Source organism: Apilactobacillus apinorum (assembly GCF_001281175.1).
GTDB lineage: Bacteria > Bacillota > Bacilli > Lactobacillales > Lactobacillaceae > Apilactobacillus > Apilactobacillus apinorum.
Genome location: NZ_KQ440395.1, coordinates 376,047 through 395,945, shown reverse-complemented (window position 1 = coordinate 395,945; position 19,899 = coordinate 376,047). Strand labels below are relative to the sequence as shown.

Sequence of the window (19,899 nt, the reverse complement as noted above, 5' to 3'; positions counted from 1 at the left end):
TAATTAATTATATTTGTTTTCCAACTTGTTAAAGTCGACCCCATCAATAAATTCTTCGATTGCATCAACAGTACGATCTAATGCAGGATCTAAATCAATTCTTTGATCCTTAGTAAATTGACCTAATACATAGTTAACGACACTTTCGTTAGTTGGGTGGTCAGTTCCCACTTTGATTCTGTTAAACTTATCAGTCTGTAGGTGCGCAATTAGACTCTTAATTCCATTGTGACCACCAGCTGAACCGTGTGTTCTTAATCTGATTTTGCCGACAGGTAAATCCATATCGTCATATATTACTATTAAGTCACTTAAATCTAACTTAAAGTATTTCATTAGTGGTCCGACTGAACGACCTGATTCATTCATGAAAGTAAGTGGTTCCACTAACATTACTTTTTCACCATTAATGGTGGTAGTGCCAATTTTAGCTTCCATCTTTTGAGTATTTAACTCTACTCCGTGTTTTTCAGCAAATGCATCGATTGCCATAAAACCAGTATTATGTCTGGTTTCTTTATATTGTGGTCCCACATTTCCTAATCCCACAATCATCTTCATAAAAAAACGCTCCTTTTTCGTAACAATAATATGTAAATTATATCATAGTCTGGCCCCTATTATCCGAAGTGAAACCTATCGAAATCTGGAAAAACCTGATATTTTTTCATGCTTTGTAATTACTATTTTCCAAATTAATGATATAATTCAGTTGTAGATTTAAATATGTTTTTGAAGGGATGATTATTGTGGCTTTAAAACATCAAAAAGTTGTTTTAGTTGGTGACGGTGCCGTTGGTTCTTCATACGCATTTGCAATGATGCAACAAGGACTAGGCGAAGAATTCGTCATCGTTGATATTATTAGAGATCGTATCGAAGGAGACGCACTTGACTTAGAAGATGCTCAAGTATTTACTGCTCCTAAGAACATTTACGCTGGTGATTACAGTGACTGTGCAGATGCTGACTTAGTTGTTATCACTGCCGGTGCACCTCAAAAACCAGGTGAAACTAGACTAGATCTAGTTGGAAAGAACTTAAAGATTCTTTCATCAATCGTTCCTGAAGTTGTTAAGTCAGGATTTAAGGGCATTTTCTTAGTTGCTGCTAACCCAGTTGACATCTTAACTTACGGTGTTCAAAAACTTTCAGGTTGGCCAAAGGAAAAGGTTGTTGGTTCTGGTACTTCACTAGATACTACTCGTTTCCAAGTTGCTGTTGCTAAGAAGTTAGGTATTAACCCTGCTGACGTTAACGCCTACATCATGGGTGAACATGGTGACTCAGAATTTGCTGCTATTGACGAAGCAACTGTTGGTTCACGTCCATTACTAGACGTTGCTAAAGATGCTGGCGTAAGCAAAGATGACTTACTACAATTAGAAGATGAAACTAGAAATAAGGCATACACAATCATCAACAAGAAAGGTGCTACTTTCTACGGTGTTGCTACTGCCCTAATGAGAATTTCTCGTGCTATCTTACGTGATGAAAACTCAGTATTACCTGTTGGTGCTCCAGTTAATGGTGAATATGGTCTAAACGATATTTACATTGGTACACCTGCCGTAGTTAACGCTTCTGGTATCAAACAAGTAATCGAAGTTCCACTAAGTGACGAAGAAAAAGCTAAAATGCAAGCTTCTGGTAAGACCTTAAAGGAAACTGCCGAAAAGGGTATGGAAGCTTTAAAATAATCTAATTAATAAATTAATTAGATTAACTAAGTCGAGGTGCATTGCGCCTCGGCTTTTTCTTTTGAATTAAATGATATTTGTCGACACATTAATTTAGTTTTATGTTAAAATTAGTTTATGAGAAAAATTCTAATAATTAAAAGGGAGGTTTTAATATGCTTTTGAAGTCATTAGTTAAGCCTAAAGGGAGTTTAGTTACTGTTTCCGAAAATGTTTCATTAGAGGAAGCGTTAAAAACATTAGAAGATTCGGGATACAGATGTATCCCTATTCTAGATGAAACTGGAACCATTTTTAGAGGTAACATCTATAAAATGCATATCTACCGTCACAAATCACGAGGTGGTGATATGTCACAACCTGTTACAACACTATTAAAGAATGCTACTAAGTTTATTAATGTAAACTCCGCTTTCTTCCACATTTTCTTCTCAATCAAAGACTTACCATATATCTCAGTTTTAGATGATAATAATCGTTTTTATGGTATTCTAACTCATACTCGATTATTGGATATGCTATCACAATCATGGAATGTCAATGTTGGTAGTTATGTAGTCACAGTTTTAGCTCCAGGTAATCGTGGTGATCTAGAAGCAATGTCTAAGATCATTACTAAGTACACTGCAATTGCCAGCGTTATCAGTTTAGACGCGCAAGAAGGCGAACTAGTTCACAGAGTTATGTTCACCCTCCCTGCAGATGTTGATTTAGAGTTACTAAAACGAATTACTGCTGCTCTAGAACGAAAAGGTTTCAGAGTTGCTGAAATTGAAGATTTAGCTGACGAAAAATAATCATTATCCCAAACAAAAAGGATGCGAATAATTCGCATCCTTTTTTTATGTATATTATTACTGAACACCCACACTTAATTTCAGCGCTTCGTCTACCCGTTTCATAAACTTATCACTTAAATGATCAACTCGATCATGTAATCGTTGCTTATCAATTGTTCTAATTTGCTCTAACAAGATGACGGAATCTTTTTCGATTCTAGTCTTATCAGCGCTAATTGCCACATGAGTAGGCATTTTTGGTTTTGAAATTCTAGCAGTAATTGCGGCTACAATCACGGTCGGACTATAGTGGTTACCGATATTATTTTGTACAATCAATACCGGTCTCATCCCACCTTGTTCTGAACCAACAACAGGTGATAGGTCAGCATAAAACACATCGCCACGTTTAATATCAACGTTAGCCATTGTAAACATCCCCTATCCATTCTTAACTTCATAAAAACGATCTAATCTATCGTAATACTTCTAAAGATCATCACATAATGTGAATTCTTCAGATATTTCACGGTTAATTTCGGTCATTTCAGTATATCCAGCAATTAGTCCCTTAACGATTAAATAATCGTTAAAGCACGGACTAATCACAACCCTACTTTGACTTAATTTTAAGTCATCACAAGTATGATTGGAACTGGCTTTTAAAACAGAAATGCGATTTACTGAGTAAATAAATTGATTCTTTGCTGGCATTTTGGTCTCCTCAAAATCATTATTTGACAATAATCCGTGGGAGTCTGTTTGTAAATAAGCAAGCTACTTCATAATGAATTGTATCACAATATGTGGCAATGTCTTGCAAAGAAATATTTTCTCCACCATCTTGACCCACAATTGTAACCTTAGTTCCAACTGGCACAGGTTCATCTAAACGAATCATTAACTGATCCATACAAATCCTTCCGACAATTGGACAAAATTTACCGTTTACCAATAGTTTAAATCCTTGCAATTTTCTCACGATTCCATCGGCATAACCTAATGGAACCGTGCCAATCCATTCAGCAGCAGGTGCTACATATGTAGCACCATAGCCAACAGCTCTACCCGCTTCAATCTTTTTACAATAAATAACCTCACTAGTTAAGCTCATTGCTGGCTTTAAATCAAATGGTTCTTTTAGTTCTCCACCTGACGGATTTAATCCGTATGTTGCCACCCCAAAGCGAATCATATTCCCATTGCAGCTAGCATGCCATAAACTAGTAGCAGAATTAGACACATGTACATACTTAGGTAATGTATCTATAACAGAAATTAAATCATTAAATCGTTCAACTTGCAAATTAAAATATTCTTCATCTTTAGAATCTGCCTTTGAAAAATGAGTGTAAACACCTTCAAAATTCAGATTTGGCGAAGATTTTAAGTAATCTACAACTTCTGAAAATTCTTCTTTAGTTTGGAAACCGATTCTTCCCATTCCGGTATCTAAACCGACATGCACATTTAATTTTGGTAAACCTTGATGCTCTAATAACGCATCTGCTTCTTTTAACCATTCTAAAGAAGAAATGGTAACTGAAATATTCTTTTCAGCCATAATTGATGAATATTGAACGTCAGTTAACCCTAATACTAGTAATGGTTTTTCAATTCCAGCTTCACGTAGTTCCAAGGCTTCATCTAAAATAGCAACGCAAAATCCATCTGCCCCCGCTTGTTCAGCAATCTTAGCAATGTTCACAGCACCATGACCATATCCATTAGCTTTGACGACTACAAATAAACTGTCTGAATCTTTTAAACGTTTTCTTTCTTGTCTTATGTTATGTTGCACAGCACTTTCACTAATTAAAATCTGTGCATTTCTGTGATTTCCTACAACCATATTAATCTTTCCTCCAATTAATAATGGAATATTTATTTCATTGTAAGTCTTTATGTACAAAAAAGCCATTGACTATATCAATATCAATGGCTTTTTTTAATTAATCTTTGTTTTTAATTGTAAATGATTTGTTAGGACGTTTACCGTTTGATGAACGACCACCATTCTTATGATCATCTCTATGGTTACCGTTACCACTGTAACGACGACGGTTATTACCATTTCCACCACCACGGTTTCCACGGTATCCGCCACCATTACGACGATGGTTACCGCCACCACGGTTTCCACGATAGCCACCACCGTGACCACGCTTGTTCTTGTTAGGTAATGGTTTTTCAGCAGAGATGTGAACCTTAACTTGGTTTCTAGTCATCTTACTTAGTAATACTGATACTAAATCTTTTGCATCATATTGTGACAATAATTCATCAGCAGAATCAGCAAAGGCATCCATCTTAGTCTTTTCAATTAGTGAACCAATTTCTTTAGTAGCTACTTCTAATTGACCCTTTAGAGCTTCATCAGCCGAAGGTGGTTTTAGAGGTAACATTCTTACCTTAGTTAACTTTTCGATATCTCTTAAGTAACTAGTTTCGTTTGGTTCAACAAAAGTCATTGAAACACCATGACGTCCGGCACGTCCAGTACGTCCAATTCTGTGAACGTAACTTTCTGAGTCTTGAGTAATGTCATAGTTATAAACATGAGTAACACTTGAAATATCAATTCCACGGGCAGCAACGTCAGTGGCAACTAATACGTCAATCTTGTCATTTTTGAAATCTTTCATGATTTGTGAACGACGGTTTTGTGTTAAATCACCATGAATTCCGGCAGCACGGTAACCGCGTAATAGAAGTCCTTTAGAAACTTCATCAACACGACGCTTAGTACGACAGAATACGATAGTAACCTTAGGTGCTTGAATATCAAAGAAACGAGTCATGATATCAAACTTTTCAAATTGTTTTACACGGATGTAGTATTGATCAACTAAATCAGTGGTTAATTCTTTGGCTTTGATAGTAACTTGTTGTGGGTCTTTCATGAATTGAACCCCAACACGCTTAATTTGAGCAGGCATAGTTGCTGAGAATAGCAGTGTTTGTCTGTCTTCTGGAACTTGCTTGATGATGCTTTCGATATCATCTAAGAATCCCATGTCTAACATGTCATCAGCTTCATCTAAAACTAATGTCTTTACATGATCTAATTTCAAAGTCTTTCTGTTAATGTGATCTAATAAACGACCTGGAGTACCAACCACGATTTGTGGACGGCGTTTTAAACTTTGAATTTGTCTTCTGATGTCAGAACCACCAAAAACTGATACAGCCTTAACGCCCTTTTCTTTTCCGAAGCGACTAATTTCGCTTTGTGTTTGGATAGCTAATTCACGAGTTGGTGAAATAACTAAAGCTTGAACATTAGGGTTGTCTAAATCAACATGTTCAATGATGGGAAGAGCAAAAGCGGCGGTCTTACCTGTACCTGTTTGTGCTTGTCCCAAAACATCCTTACCTTGTAAGGTCAAAGGAATTGTTTCTGCTTGGATTGGAGTGGCTTCCTTAAAACCCTTGTCTTCAATCGCTTTTAATAGATCTTCTGATAGACCTAATTCTCTAAACTTCAAATATGTTTCCTCCTAAACGAAACATTTTCAATAATACCATCACTAGCTAAGGAAGAATCCGTTCCTTTTGGTGCGCTAATGACTTGATTAAAAAATTCCGTGTTCTAAAAAATGTAACTAAACTAATATAACTCTTTTACCATAATTAAGCAAATTAATTAATCAGTTAATTTAGCTAATAGTTGTTCCAAATGAATTCCATGACTAGCCTTTAATAAAACTTCGTCACCTTCATAGATTTCTGAGTTCAATTGTTCATATAAATCATCTAATTGGTCAGCCTTAAAATAGAATAAATTTTGGGCTGGATAAACATCCACCAATTTATCATATAAAACCTTAATTTCATCCCCAATTAAATAAACACTTTGCACCTCATCAGGGTTAAGTGAATCCGCTAATGATGCGTGCAATTGACTAGACTGATCACCTAGTTCCAACATATCGCCTAAAACAGCGATTTTACGACCGTTAATCTTATCAGCAGTAAATGCCTTCAACACTTCTTTAACAGCTGTAGGATTGGAATTATATACGTCTGAAAGAATCTTTTCGTGTTTAGTTCCTTCAATCCATTCTGTTCGGTTATTAGTAAGGTCCACTTCTAATAATGCTTTGGCCATATTTTCTTCACGAATTCTGAATAATGAACCAATCGCAATTGCTACTAAAGCGTTGTTAACGTTGTATGAACCTAGCATTGGAATTTTAAATTCAGTATCTTCGATTTGTTTTACTTTAAAACTAGTAGCTTGTGGAGTTGATGTAATGTCATATGCAGTAAAATCATCATCTTCACTTAGCCCAAATGTTTTAGTGAATGGTAAGTTTTCACTACGTTGTGCTAGTAATGGTTCATCCCCGTTATAAACGAAAATACCATCTTCTTTTAGTCCGTTAACGATTTCCATCTTAGCGTCAGCAATCTTATCTCGAGTACCGAAGAATTCGATGTGGGCTTCACCAATCATAGTAACTGCAGCAACATCTGGTTCAACTAAATGACTTAATAAGTCTAGCTGACCCGGACGATCCATCCCCATTTCAACAACTAGAATTTCTGTGTTAGGTTCAATGTCTAAAATCGTCATTGGAACCCCAATTTCGTTGTTAAAATTAGCATTAGTCTTAGTAACGTTAAATTGGGTTGATAGTACTGATGCCACCATATCCTTAGTAGTAGTCTTACCATTACTTCCGGTAATTGCAACTACCTTTGGATTAATCTTAGCTAAGTAATATTGAGAAAGCATTTGAAGTGCCTCCAAAGTATTATTAACGATAATGACGGGAATATCAGTTGGGACATTTTCATGATCTGCTTGCCAGAATGTAGCAACAGCTCCATTTTTAATAGCACTTTGAATATAATCATGGCCGTCGTTTTCACTAACTAACGGTACAAATAATGCGTCTTCTTCTAGTTGTCTGCTATCAAAAGCAACACTAGTAATATCATTTTCTTCATATTCGCTAGTATCATTTTGCGCAGCAACTGCTCGACTTACTTCTGTAAGTGACATTTTCATATTAAATCGTTCTCCTATGTTTCTTTTTTTCGAATTAGTGTTACATATATTATAACATGAAACGCAAAATTGTTTTAATCAGGCTTGATTAATTAATAATATATGTTTAATGCAGACTTATAAAAACTATTAACTATTCCATAAAACACTGTTAATATATTTTATGGAATAAAATATTTGGGGATGTGACTACTGTGAAAAAAGTCTTATTTGTTTGCCACGGAAATGTTTGTCGTTCAGCAATGGCACAAGCAATTTTCAATCAATTAATTAAGCAAAGACATTTAGAAAACGAAGTGATAGTAAACTCTGCTGCAACTAGCACTGAAGAAATTGGCAACCCGCCACACCCTGAGGTCAGAAAAATATTAGATAACTTAGATATTAGTTATCAAGGACAATCTTCTCGTCAAATCGAATCCAGTGACTTCATCAAGTATGATTTAATCATTGGAATGGATTATGAAAATATCAAAAACCTCCTTCACTGGTGTCCTAAAGATCAAGCTCATAAAATTCACTTATGCCTAGATATTATGGAAAATCAAAAAGGTGATGCTATCGCTGACCCATGGTACACAGGTAATTTTGCTTTAACATATAACCAAATTAACGCTGCCATGCCAAAATGGCTAGATTATGTATTAAACATTTAAGATATGAGCACAAAAAAAGAGATATCCGCTTGGATATCTCTTTTTTATCTTTACTTGAAACCGTATTTCTTGTTGAAACGATCCACAGCACCATCTGCTTGAGTGAACTTTTCACGTCCAGTGTAGAATGGGTGAGAATCTGAAGAAATTTCAAGACGTACTAATGGGTATTCATTACCATCATCCATTGTGATAGTTTCAGCTGAACTCATAGTTGAACCAGCCATGAATTTAAAACCAGTACTTGAATCTTGGAATACCACTTGGCGGTATTCAGGATGAATTCCTTGTTTCATTATAAATCGCTCCTTTGCCCTGTATCATATGTTGATTCAGAGATTATCGATTAGTCGACTTGATTATATTAACACTAAATAAGAGTTAATTCAACATAAAATTAACTTTCACTGTGTACCATTTCAACGTCTGCATTAAGATTAGTAAGTTTATCAATAATGTTATCGTAACCACGTAAAATGTTATCAGCATTATCAATCACTGTAGTTCCTTCAGCCATTAAACCAGCAATCATTTCTGATGCTCCGGCACGAATTTCACCAGCCTCAATTTGAGAACCGACTAACTTGTCAGTATGGCTAACGATAATAGTCCCATTACCATGGTCATATTTGATCTTAGCACCCATCTTTTTCAATTCTTCGATATGCTTAGTTCGTTCAGGATAAATAGTATCAATAATGGTACTATCCCCTTTGGCCATCAATAGTAATGGTGTAATTGGTTGTTGTAAATCAGTGGCAAAACCAGGATATGGCATTGTCTTAATCTCAATGTTTTTTAGTTCATCTGTCTTTGGTACATAAATGCTATCTTCATTAATTTCTAAATCGATACCCATTTCTTGAACCTTGGCGATAAATGATTCCAAATGTTCTGGAATGACATTTTTGATGGTTACACCATCCCCATAGGCTGCTGCCATCGACAAATAAGTTCCAGCTTCAATTCGATCTGGAATAATAATGTGGGTGTTCTTAGCACGAAGAGATTCAACCCCTTCAATTCTAATTACATCAGTTCCGGCACCGCGTACCTTTGCCCCCATATTATTTAAAAATGTAACTACATCAATAATTTCTGGTTCTTTTGCAGCATTTCTAATTACAGTGTGACCATCAGCCTTAACTGCAGCTAGAATAGCATTAATAGTTGCCCCGACTGATACAACATCTAAGAAAATTTGTGCCCCATGTAGGCCATTTTCATCAGTAGTAATAATGATTTCATCCCCGTCATTAACTACCTTAGCTCCCATTGCTTGGAAAGCTTTAATGTGTTGATCAATTGGTCTAGGTCCAATGTTGTCACCACCTGGGAACGTAATTCTCGCACGACCAAAACGGCCTAATAATGCTCCCATGAAGTAATATGATGCTCTTAAACTTTTAATTGCTTTACTAGGTAAAGCACTTTCTACTATTTTTGTTGGGTCGACGTTTAGTATTCCATCGGCAAAATCTGATGAGACATTCATTGATTCCAAAATCACCATTAGATTATGTACATCTAAGATGTTTGGGACCATGTCAAATTGGACTTTTGTATCTGCTAAAATGGCAGCTGGAATTAATGCTACCGTACTATTTTTAGCTCCACCAATTGTGACACTACCAGATAGTCGATGTCCGCCTTTTATTATCATTTTATTCATTAGTTAAAATTCCTCGCTTACAGTTTCACCGATTTCAGTGAACAATAACCATCATAAATAATAAAAGTTAAAAATACAATACTTTGCATAAAAATAAACCTAGATTTAACAAATAATTAAAAAAGACCAGGAATTATCCTAGTCTTTTTGTTAATTATTTGTTGTTTTCAACATGTTGGTCGTATGAAGCAGCAACGAAAGCCTTGAATAAACCTTCTGGTCTAGTTGGACGAGATAGGAATTCAGGATGGTATTGTGCAGCAACGAAGAACTTGTTAGTTGGAATTTCCACAACTTCAACCAAGTGATCATCTGGTGAAGTACCAGCAATAACTAGTCCGTGGGCTTCCATTTCTTCTCTGTATTCATTGTTGTATTCGTAACGGTGACGGTGACGTTCTGAAATTTCAGTCTTGTTGTCGTAGGCAGCAGCAGTTACAGTACCTGGTTTTAGCTTACATGGGTAAGCACCAAGACGTTGAGTTCCACCCATACCATCGATATCAGCTTGGTCAGCCATTAAATCGATAATCTTGTGTGGAGTATCTGGATCAATTTCAGTAGTGTTAGCGTCTTTGTAACCTAATACATCACGAGCAAATTCGATACTTGCGATTTGCATACCTAAACATACACCTAGGTAAGGAACATCGTTTTCACGAGCATACTTAACAGCAGTAATCATACCTTCGATACCACGGTCCCCGAAACCACCAGGAACGATAATACCATCGGCATCACCAAGTAGTTCGTTAACGTTATCTTCAGTAACTAATTCTGAGTTAAGCATCTTTAGGTTCACTTTAGCATCAACTGGGTAACCAGCATGTTCTAGTGATTCAGTAATTGAGATGTAAGCATCCTTTAGTTTAACGTATTTACCAACTAAAGTAATGTTTACTTCGTTCTTCAAGTTTTGTACTTTTTGTTCTAGTGCTTTCCATTCAGTCATGTCAGCCTTAGGAGCGTCAATACCAAAGTGGTCAACAACTTGTTGATCCATACCTTGAGCTTCTAACATCAATGGGATGGTGTATAGAGTAGGTGCATCCTTTGATTCAACAACTGCTTCTGGCTTAACGTCACAGAATAGCGCAATCTTTCTCTTCATTGCATCAGTAATATCTTGTTCAGTTCTAACAACCAATAGGTTTGGTTGAATACCAACTGCACGTAATTCTTTAACAGAATGTTGTGTTGGCTTAGTCTTCATTTCACCAGCAGCACGTAAGTAAGGAATTAAAGTAGTGTGGATGTAGAATGTGTTTTCATCCCCTACCTCACTCTTCATTTGACGAATAGCTTCTAAGAATGGAAGTGATTCGATATCACCAACAGTACCACCAATTTCAGTAATAACGATATCAGCGTTTGATACCTTAGCGGCACGCATAATCTTTTCTTTAATCATTCCGGTAATATGAGGGATAACTTGAACAGTGGCACCTAGGTAATCACCACGACGTTCTTTTCTCAAAACTTCTGAATAAATTTTACCAGTAGTTACATTTGAGTATTTGTTTAAGTCATTATCGATAAAACGTTCGTAGTGACCTAAATCAAGATCAGTTTCAGTACCATCATTAGTAACGAACACTTCACCGTGTTGGTATGGACTCATAGTACCTGGGTCGACGTTTACGTATGGATCAAACTTTTGAATGGTTACGTTTAAACCACGGTTCTTTAGTAAACGGCCTAGTGATGCAGAAACAATTCCTTTTCCTAGTGAAGAAACAACCCCACCAGTAACAAAAACATATTTAGTCATGTGTAAAACTCCTCATAAAATCTATTAGGGTAAAAATTAAAAACTCCCTATTCATTTAGAATAGGGAGTCATTGATTACTATAATCGATCAATTGTCCTTACAAAATACTCTTTTGTAAGGAGCCCAAAAATAATATTACATTGTTCCTAATATATAGTCAAGAAATATAATCATTATTTTCGAATTAATTAATCTTTGTCGTCTTCGTCGTCGATGTCATCATCTTCATTTAATTCAGATAATTCACCTTCAATACCGTCAGGAACATCGTCTTCGTCAACGTCATTTTCTTCGTCAATTTCATCTAAATCTTTGTGATACTTATCGGTTTCATCGACACCTTCATCAGCGTCTTCAAATTCATCGTCTTGGTCTTCTGGATCATCATCATCGTAATCGATAACATCGTCATCATCAGAAGCATCAGCTAAGAATGCGTTAACCTTACGACGCTTTTTCTTTCTAGGACGATCAATATCTTCATCTTCAGGATGAACAGTAGCTTCATCGATTGAATCGTATGGATACCATGTTCTTAGTCCCCAAAGATTATCACCTAAAGAAATAAAACTACCATCAACGTTCATATCTGTGTAGAATTGTACCAATCGTTTGCGGATTTCTTCATCAGAATCACCCAAATACTTTTGGATTTCGTTGGCGATATCAGCAAAGGCCATTACCTCACCATGTTCGGATAGAATTGCGTGAGCAACTTCGACCATTGATAATTCTTTTTTATCTTTACCTTCTAAGGCTTCTAATTTCAATGCGGTGCACGTCCTTTCAAAATACTATTAATATCATACCTTTTTAAGCAGAAAAATGCAATCTAATATTATATTCTCCGACAATCATTCCGCCAGTATATAATTCATAGTCAATCATTAGGCTTCCAGAGTTGTCATCTTCAATGATTTCACAATTAATTTCTTTGGTTTTCACTTCAATTTTAAGTGCCCCAAATTGAGTTTGGTAAGCAGTCTTATGAATCTTTTCTTCATTGAAAATTAATCTAGATTGATGTCCCATCTCATCTTTACGAGTCAATTGAACATGTTCATCAGTAATCTTAATGGTTACTGTAGCCACTTCTTTATCATCTTGATGTTCTTTAAAACGTAAGTATAGTCCATTGGACATCTTAACTAAGTTACCTTGTTCCACGAATTCAAAATCTTGGCGTTCACCATCTTGAAATATGGTCGTCTTTAAGTTAACGGCGACTTGATTATTCTTCTCTTCTTCCATCTAATCAACACCTCGTTTCATTTTCATCACAGACTATCATTATATACGGAGATGCCAATAAATGCATTAATTAATAGTTGGAAATTAATTATTTATCGACAATCTTTGTTATAATAAGCTTAAATAAGTAACCATATCAAAGTAAGGAGGTAAGAATTTGGAATACCAAGAAAAACTACTGACTCGAGAAAAGGTTTTTCGAGATCCGGTTCTTAACTACATTTACGTACAACACCAAGTCATTTTAGACTTGATTAATACTAAAGAATTTCAACGATTAAGACGAATTAAACAACTAGGTCCAGCATCATTTACTTTCCACGGTGCTGAACATTCAAGATTTACTCACAGTTTAGGGGTTTATGAAATTACCCGTCGTATCTGTGATGGCTTTTTAAGAAACTACCCTACCCAAGAAGATGGCGATGGTCTTTGGGACGATTCCCAAAGATTAGTCGCATTATGTGCCGCCTTGCTTCATGATATTGGTCACGGAGCTTACTCACATACATTTGAACATATCTTCGGTACTAATCATGAAGAAATTACTCAAGAAATTATTACTTCCCCTAAAACTGAAGTGAACCAAGTTTTGAGCAAAATCGGTCCTAATTTTGCTAAGGATGTGGCCAGTGTGATTGACCATACCTATAGCAATCCGCAAGTGGTCCAAATGATTTCTAGTCAATGCGATGCGGATAGAATGGATTACTTGCTTCGTGACGCTTATAACACCGGAGCTAATTATGGTAATTTCGATCTAACCCGTATTTTGCGAGTAATGCGTCCTTATGAAGGCGGTATCTGTTTTGAAATCAGTGGTATGCATGCCGTTGAAGATTACATTATTTCTCGCTTACAAATGTACATGCAAGTATATTTCCATCCCGTTTCACGTTCAATGGAAGTCATCTTAGACCATCTTTTAAGACGTGCGAAAGAACTATCTGCTAATCTAGATAAAAATGATAGTACTACTCCTTACTTATTGATGCCGTTCTTCAAAGGTGAATTCGACATTGATGATTATTTAAAACTAGATGATGGTGTTTTAAACACTTACTTTATCCACTGGATTGATTCAGATGATAAAGTCCTATCTGATTTAGCTGATCGTTTTATCAATCGTAAACCATTCAAGTCAGTCGAATTTAACGATGAAACTAAATACCTAATTCCCAATATGCGTGATTACATCAAACAAGCTGGCTTCGATGTTACCTACTACACCGAAATTAACAACAGTTTTGATTTACCGTATGATGCATATGATCCAAATAAAAAACATCACACGACACAAATCGAACTACGCCGAAATGATGGTTCCATGATTGAACTATCAAAGATTTCTCAATTAGTTAGTGCCGTTACTGGTAAACACTTAGGAGATGAACGTTTCTTCTTTCCTAAGGAAATGTTATCGGTCGACAATAACATTGATTTATTCGAACCGGTTTATCAAGAGTTCCAAAAACACATTAAAAATGATGAATTAATTAACTAAAGGAGTTTTTCCCATGAGTGATATTAAATTAATTGCCATTGATATCGATGGTACCCTTCTAAACGAACAAAACATTTTAGCTCAAGAAACTATTGATGCAGTTACCGAAGCTCGTAATAACGGTATCAAAGTTGTTCTTTGTACCGGTCGTCCATTGACTGGTGTAAAGCCATACTTAAAAGCATTAGGTATCAGTGGTCACGATGAATATGCGATTACTTTTAACGGTGCTCAAGTTCAAGATGCTGATGCTAACATCATCGAAAAGTTTGATTTAGACCACAAAGACTTCGTGGAACTAGAAAAAATAAGTCACGAATTAAACACTAACTTCCAAATTGAAACTACTGATTTCATCTACACTACTAACCGTGATATCAGCCCTTACAGTGTCATGGAAAGTTACCTAGTTAACATGCCAATCAAAGTAAGAACTCCTGAAGAAATTACTGAAGATATGGAAATCGTTAAAGCTATGCTAATTGCTGATCCAGATATTGTAGCTAAAGCAATTCCTGCTGTTCCAGAAAGATTCTTAGACCACCTTTCAATGGTAAGAAGTGAACCTGTTTTCATTGAGTTCATGAACCAAAAAGCTTCTAAAGGTGCTGCACTAAGTAAACTAGCTACTCGTTTAGGTTTCACTGCTGATAATGTTATGGCCATTGGTGATCAAGGTAATGATATCAGCATGGTTACTTACGCCGGATTAGGTGTTGCCATGGGTAATGCAGCTGATGATTTAAAAACTGTTGCTAACAAGGAAACTAAGACTAACAAAGAAAATGGTGTTGCATACGCCATTAGAAACTTTGCTTTAAAATAAAATTTAAGCAAACAAAAAAGAACTGATTTCAAATGAAATCAGTTCTTTTTTTATAGCGTAATCACAATTGCAAATGCAATCCAGATTACTCCGATGATTAACGTTAATTGCGCAGTTGGACGAATCATAATCTTAGCATTCTTAATGCCGCCGATTTTATCCGCTGGAATCTTTTCATTTTCAAAACGTTCTTTATCACCCTTGCGGTGAAAAATGCGCCATCCAGTGAATAGATGTCCTTTTGATAAAACAGCGATTGCACCAACTAGGAAAAATAATAACCCAATGAAGAAGAAATAGTTGCTAACTGTCACTACTTTGACATGCAATAGTACGGCAATTAAACCAACCATTACTCCAATCACGGCAATCAATAATCCGTATAGCTTAGCCTTATTCATTATTCAGCGTCACTTCTGAAACGGTTGCTAAATAATGGACTAACTGCACGGTCTTCATTAATACGTTTGATAGCATCCCCAATAAGTGGAGCAACAGAAATTTGTTCAATCTTGTCGATTTGTTTTTCTTTTGGTAAACGAATGGTATCAGTAACCACTAGCTTAGTGATTGGTGATTTGTCAATTCGTTCAATGGCTGGACCAGATAATACTGGATGGGTACAACAAGCGTAAACTTCTTTTGCACCAGCATCCATAAGTGCTTGAGCACCTAGTGTAATGGTTCCGGCAGTATCAATCATATCATCGACCATTAGACATGATTTACCTTTAACATCACCAATGATGTTCATGATTTCAGCAACATTTGCTTTAGGACGACGCTTGTCGATAATCGCAATTGGTGCTTTTAGGAATTCAGCTAATGCACGGGCACGTACAACTCCACCATGGTCAGGTGAAACTACGACTGCATTTGAATCCCAGCCTTTGTTAATAAAGTGATCTGCTAATAATGGTGCACCCATCATGTGATCAACTGGAACATCAAAGAATCCTTGGATTTGAGCAGCATGTAAGTCAAGAGCAACTACACGGTCAATTCCAGCAGTTTCTAGCATGTTAGCTACTAACTTTGCAGTGATTGGTTCTCTTGAACGCGCTTTACGGTCTTGTCTAGCGTAACCGTAGTATGGAATCACTACGTTAATAGTCTTTGCACTTGCACGTCTTAGTGCATCAATCATAATCATTAGTTCCATTAAGTTATCATTAACAGGAGCTGATGTTGATTGAATAATGTAACAGTTATCCCCACGGATACTTTCTTCAATGTTAATTCTAATTTCGCCATCGCTAAATCTGTCTACAGATGTTTTACCTAAGTCAACACCGACACGGTCAGCAATTTTTTCTGCCAATGGGATGTTTGAGTTTAAAGCAAAAATCTTTAATTTAGGATCAGAATATCTTTCAGCCATAAAGTCCTCCACCTAACAATCAATTCTATATTCGTTTCTAATTCACAATTAATTTTACACTATAATTCAATTTATTTCATTCAAAAATTATAGAAATAATAAACAATAATTCATCTATCCAATACTAATCAGCGTAAGGAAGCTTTTTAAAGTATCCCGGTTTATTAGTTTGTCTTTGACGAGCAATTGCCATTTCATATTGTTTAACATCATCTGTGATAGTTGAACCAGCAGCGATAAATGTATGATCATCAATATGCAATGGAGCAATTAAATTGGCGTTGCTTCCGATAAAGGAATCGTCCCCCACTTCAGTATTGTGTTTGTTTTTACCATCGTAGTTAGCAAAAATCACACCACAACCAACGTTGATGTTCTTACCAAGGTGAGCATTACCCACATAAGTTAAATGACCAACCTTAGTTCCTTCATCAATTTGGGCTTTCTTAACTTCCACAAAGTTACCTAAGTGAACGTTCTTACCGATAACTGCTTCTGGTCTTAAATGACTGTATGGTCCAATATTTGAACCTTCTAGCATTTCTGATTCTTCTAATAGTGAAGCAGTAACCGTCACATTATCATGAATGATACAATCTCTAATTTCAGAGTTAGCACCAATCTTACAGTCCATTCCAATCTTAGTGTTTCCAGTAATGTGAACACCAGGTTCAACGATAGTATCTTGACCAATTTCAACACCGAAATCGATGTAAGTATCACTTGGGTTAACCATAGTAACACCATTACGCATGTGATATTCGTTGATTCTTTGTTGCATAACTTGGTTTGCTTTAGATAAGGCAACACGGTCGTTTACACCCATAGATTCATCAAAATCATCCATTTGGTAAGCACCAATCTTCTTGCCTTGGTCTTTAAAGATACCAATAACGTCAGGTAAGTAGTATTCACCTTGAGCGTTATCATTGTTAACTTGTTTTAATGCTTCAAATAATTCATGGTTATCAAATACGTAAACCCCTGTATTGATTTCATCAATTGTTTGTTCAGTCATTGAAGCATCTTTTTGTTCAACAATCTTGTTAACGTTGCCCTTTTCATCTCTAACAATACGACCATAACCAAATGGGTTTGGTGCTTTAGAAGTTAGAACAGTTGCAACAGCATGACTTTCTTCATGTTGATCAAATAAGTTCTTAAATGTTTCAGCGGTAAATAATGGAGTGTCTCCACTAACTACCATAGTTGAACCTTCGACATTTTCTAGAATGCTAGCAGTCTTTTTAACTGCATCCCCAGTTCCTAGTTGTTTTTCTTGTAATGCGTATTGGCTTCTATCACCTAATTGTTTTTCGACATCTTCAGCACCGAAACCTACAACGGTAACGATGTTGTCCATTTCGATTTTTTCAATTTGTGACAAAACACAATCTACCATCGTACGGCCACAAACTCGATGCAAAACTTTGTATAATTTTGACTTCATACGAGTTCCCTTACCAGCCGCTAAAATAATTGTATTTCTAGTCGCCATGATTAATCCTCCTTGGTGTAATCACTAAACTTGTCATAGGTAAAGTTACCTAATTCAACTTTAATGTCCCCATTATTAGTATCGATTTTGAATAATGATGTGTAATCATTATCACTAATCTTACGTTGACCTTCGTAATCACGTTCTGCAACAAATGCAATTCCGGCCACTTGACTATCAAATTCGCGAATTAAACTACATAATCCATCGGCTGAACCTCCACCACGTAAGAAATCATCTACGATTAAAACGTTTGAGTTGGCTGGTAAACTACGTTTTGATAGCACCATCTTTTCGATTCTCTTTTGAGAACCTGAAATATAGTTCACACTGATAGTAGAACCATCAGTAATTCTAGAATCATGTCTAGCAATTACAAATGGCACGTTTAACAATGTCGCTACACTTTGTGCAATGGGAATCCCCTTAGTTGCGACAGTTAAGACAGCATCGATTTTTTTATCACTGTATAAAGTTGCGATCACACGACCAATTTGACGTAAAATTGATGGTCGGTTTAATAAGTCATTCATATATACATATCCACCAGGTAATACTCTGGTGTTATCAGCTAGAGCTGATTGTACTTCATCGATAAATTGACTGGCTTCAGCTTTTTGAATACCAGGCATAAACATGCTACCGCCAGCAGCGCCAGGAATTGTTTCCAAGACACCAGTACCGGTTTCCATAAATGTATTTCTTAAAATGGTTAGGTCTTCACTAATAGATGACTTAGCAGAACCGTAACGGTTTGCAAAAAAAGTCAATGGTACTACCGTATTAGGATTCTCCATTAAGTAGCGAGTCATATCTACTAGACGCGCACTACGTTTTGCTTTCATTCTTTCACCTCATTAAGTAAAAACTACATCTAAATTTTATCATAATGTTCGGATTTTAGACACTTTTTTATTGAAATAAATAAAAAACATCCGTTTAGGTTCATACCTAAACGGATATTTTTAAACTGGTCGCACAATGTAAACTTCTGAACAGAATCCACGGATACTGTTAAAGATATGTTTGGCTTGGCTTTCTGTTTTACAAATTCCAAATACGGTTGGCCCCGTCCCACTCATTTGAGCGTTATCCGCACCGTATTTTTCGAATTTTTCTTTGATACGTCTTATTTCTGCATGATGCTTTGAAGATAATGGTTCTAACACGTTGCCCATGTGTGAAACGATATCGTCGTAGTCTTGCGTTGATACAGCGTTAGCTAATCCATCAATATCAACGTGATTTAACTTATCATAATTAATTTTGTTTAGTATTTCTGGTGTCGAAACACTCACTTTTGGTTTGACCACCACAAAATACATCTTAGGTAACTTCGGCATTAATTCAATGTCGTCACCTTTTCCGGTGACCATTGCCGTTTGGCTATAAACACAATATGGTACATCAGAATCTAACTGAAGACCAAATGTGGCCATCTCTTGATTAGACATATGTAAATCCCATAGTCGATTTAATCCGCGAATCACTGCTGCAGCGTCAGATGATCCACCACCCATTCCAGCCGCCACTGGAATGTTCTTTTTGATATTAATCTCGACTTTTTGATGAATATTAAACTTCTTTTTAAGTAGAAGTGCCGCTTGATACGCCAAATTACGTTGATCTTGTGGTAAAAATACACGATTACAATGAACGGAAATGCCATTACCTTTGCCGGTAATAATTTCGACATAATCAGCTAAATCAATTGATGTCATTAACATTTCCCATTCAATTTCACCATCATCATGACGAAAAGGTGTATCCAACCCTAGGTTAAGTTTGGCGCATGCTTTCTCAACAGTCTTCAAGTATCACACCCCCCAATTCAACTTAATAG

Annotated in this window: 21 protein-coding genes; 5 read left to right on the top strand and 16 right to left on the bottom strand. The window is 36.2% G+C overall.

Annotated elements, in window-relative coordinates; genetic code table 11:
* Positions 1-3 precede the first annotated feature (3 nt).
* Positions 4-561: an aminoacyl-tRNA hydrolase gene (gene pth / locus RZ74_RS01470; protein ID WP_053949687.1), complete on the bottom strand. Its 558-nt coding sequence runs from the start codon at positions 559-561 to the stop codon at positions 4-6.
* A gap of 188 nt (positions 562-749) precedes the next feature.
* Between pth and RZ74_RS01465 the strand changes: the two genes are divergently transcribed.
* Positions 750-1,700 (top strand): L-lactate dehydrogenase, encoded by a 951-nt coding sequence (locus RZ74_RS01465; protein ID WP_053949686.1) that lies wholly within the window; start codon positions 750-752, stop codon positions 1,698-1,700.
* A 155-nt stretch (positions 1,701-1,855) separates the two neighbouring features.
* Entirely contained in the window at positions 1,856-2,497 is a 642-nt protein-coding gene (gene cbpA / locus RZ74_RS01460; RefSeq protein ID WP_053949685.1) for a cyclic di-AMP binding protein CbpA, read from the top strand.
* 57 nt (positions 2,498-2,554) lie between these two features.
* Here the strand turns inward: cbpA and RZ74_RS01455 are convergent, their stop codons facing one another.
* The 5 genes from RZ74_RS01455 to RZ74_RS01435 all read right to left on the bottom strand — a co-directional run bounded on the left by RZ74_RS01455 (position 2,555) and on the right by RZ74_RS01435 (position 7,496).
* Positions 2,555-2,908: a type II toxin-antitoxin system PemK/MazF family toxin gene (locus tag RZ74_RS01455; RefSeq protein ID WP_053949684.1), complete on the bottom strand. Its 354-nt coding sequence runs from the start codon at positions 2,906-2,908 to the stop codon at positions 2,555-2,557.
* Between the two features lie 60 nt (positions 2,909-2,968).
* Positions 2,969-3,193, bottom strand: coding sequence for a hypothetical protein (locus RZ74_RS01450; RefSeq protein ID WP_053949683.1), 225 nt, complete (start codon positions 3,191-3,193; stop codon positions 2,969-2,971).
* 19 nt (positions 3,194-3,212) lie between these two features.
* On the bottom strand, positions 3,213-4,331 hold the full coding sequence (alr, locus tag RZ74_RS01445; protein ID WP_053949682.1) for an alanine racemase: 1,119 nt from the start codon (positions 4,329-4,331) through the stop codon (positions 3,213-3,215).
* A 100-nt stretch (positions 4,332-4,431) separates the two neighbouring features.
* The gene (locus RZ74_RS01440; protein ID WP_053949681.1) at positions 4,432-5,967 is read right to left on the bottom strand and encodes a degradosome RNA helicase CshA; all 1,536 of its coding nucleotides are present in this window, start codon (positions 5,965-5,967) and stop codon (positions 4,432-4,434) included.
* A gap of 158 nt (positions 5,968-6,125) precedes the next feature.
* The gene (locus RZ74_RS01435) at positions 6,126-7,496 is read right to left on the bottom strand and encodes a UDP-N-acetylmuramoyl-tripeptide--D-alanyl-D-alanine ligase (RefSeq protein ID WP_053949680.1); all 1,371 of its coding nucleotides are present in this window, start codon (positions 7,494-7,496) and stop codon (positions 6,126-6,128) included.
* Positions 7,497-7,690: 194 nt separating this feature from the next.
* Here RZ74_RS01435 and RZ74_RS01430 point away from each other — a divergent pair, with 194 nt between their 5' ends.
* Complete coding sequence (locus RZ74_RS01430) at positions 7,691-8,152, top strand: low molecular weight protein-tyrosine-phosphatase (RefSeq protein WP_053949679.1); 462 nt, start codon at positions 7,691-7,693, stop codon at positions 8,150-8,152.
* A gap of 50 nt (positions 8,153-8,202) precedes the next feature.
* Here RZ74_RS01430 and RZ74_RS01425 read toward each other — a convergent pair whose 3' ends face one another.
* The 5 genes from RZ74_RS01425 to RZ74_RS01405 all read right to left on the bottom strand — a co-directional run bounded on the left by RZ74_RS01425 (position 8,203) and on the right by RZ74_RS01405 (position 12,847).
* Complete coding sequence (locus RZ74_RS01425) at positions 8,203-8,448, bottom strand: type B 50S ribosomal protein L31 (RefSeq protein WP_053949678.1); 246 nt, start codon at positions 8,446-8,448, stop codon at positions 8,203-8,205.
* Positions 8,449-8,549: 101 nt separating this feature from the next.
* Positions 8,550-9,824 carry a UDP-N-acetylglucosamine 1-carboxyvinyltransferase gene (locus RZ74_RS01420; RefSeq protein WP_053949677.1) on the bottom strand — a complete coding sequence of 425 codons (1,275 nt, stop codon included), beginning with the start codon at positions 9,822-9,824 and terminating at the stop codon, positions 8,550-8,552.
* A gap of 154 nt (positions 9,825-9,978) precedes the next feature.
* Positions 9,979-11,595, bottom strand: a complete 1,617-nt coding sequence (locus RZ74_RS01415; RefSeq protein ID WP_053949676.1) for a CTP synthase — start codon at positions 11,593-11,595, stop codon at positions 9,979-9,981.
* Between the two features lie 189 nt (positions 11,596-11,784).
* The gene (gene rpoE / locus RZ74_RS01410; RefSeq protein ID WP_053949675.1) at positions 11,785-12,366 is read right to left on the bottom strand and encodes a DNA-directed RNA polymerase subunit delta; all 582 of its coding nucleotides are present in this window, start codon (positions 12,364-12,366) and stop codon (positions 11,785-11,787) included.
* 43 nt (positions 12,367-12,409) lie between these two features.
* Positions 12,410-12,847, bottom strand: a complete 438-nt coding sequence (locus RZ74_RS01405) for a YwiB family protein (protein ID WP_053949674.1) — start codon at positions 12,845-12,847, stop codon at positions 12,410-12,412.
* 157 nt (positions 12,848-13,004) lie between these two features.
* Between RZ74_RS01405 and RZ74_RS01400 the strand changes: the two genes are divergently transcribed.
* Entirely contained in the window at positions 13,005-14,351 is a 1,347-nt protein-coding gene (locus RZ74_RS01400) for an HD domain-containing protein (protein WP_053949673.1), read from the top strand.
* A 13-nt stretch (positions 14,352-14,364) separates the two neighbouring features.
* On the top strand, positions 14,365-15,177 hold the full coding sequence (gene yidA, locus RZ74_RS01395; protein ID WP_053949672.1) for a sugar-phosphatase: 813 nt from the start codon (positions 14,365-14,367) through the stop codon (positions 15,175-15,177).
* A gap of 50 nt (positions 15,178-15,227) precedes the next feature.
* Here yidA and RZ74_RS01390 read toward each other — a convergent pair whose 3' ends face one another.
* From RZ74_RS01390 to ispE, 5 genes are all read right to left on the bottom strand, one after another.
* Positions 15,228-15,578 (bottom strand): DUF3899 domain-containing protein, encoded by a 351-nt coding sequence (locus RZ74_RS01390; RefSeq protein ID WP_053949671.1) that lies wholly within the window; start codon positions 15,576-15,578, stop codon positions 15,228-15,230.
* The gene (locus tag RZ74_RS01385) at positions 15,578-16,558 is read right to left on the bottom strand and encodes a ribose-phosphate diphosphokinase (RefSeq protein ID WP_053949670.1); all 981 of its coding nucleotides are present in this window, start codon (positions 16,556-16,558) and stop codon (positions 15,578-15,580) included. Before RZ74_RS01385 ends, RZ74_RS01390 begins: the two co-directional genes overlap by 1 nt.
* A 124-nt stretch (positions 16,559-16,682) precedes the next feature.
* Positions 16,683-18,056 carry a bifunctional UDP-N-acetylglucosamine diphosphorylase/glucosamine-1-phosphate N-acetyltransferase GlmU gene (gene glmU, locus RZ74_RS01380; protein WP_053949669.1) on the bottom strand — a complete coding sequence of 458 codons (1,374 nt, stop codon included), beginning with the start codon at positions 18,054-18,056 and terminating at the stop codon, positions 16,683-16,685.
* A gap of 2 nt (positions 18,057-18,058) precedes the next feature.
* Positions 18,059-18,901: a pur operon repressor gene (gene purR / locus RZ74_RS01375; RefSeq protein ID WP_053949668.1), complete on the bottom strand. Its 843-nt coding sequence runs from the start codon at positions 18,899-18,901 to the stop codon at positions 18,059-18,061.
* 120 nt (positions 18,902-19,021) lie between these two features.
* Positions 19,022-19,870: a 4-(cytidine 5'-diphospho)-2-C-methyl-D-erythritol kinase gene (gene ispE / locus RZ74_RS01370; protein ID WP_053949667.1), complete on the bottom strand. Its 849-nt coding sequence runs from the start codon at positions 19,868-19,870 to the stop codon at positions 19,022-19,024.
* Positions 19,871-19,899 lie beyond the last annotated feature (29 nt).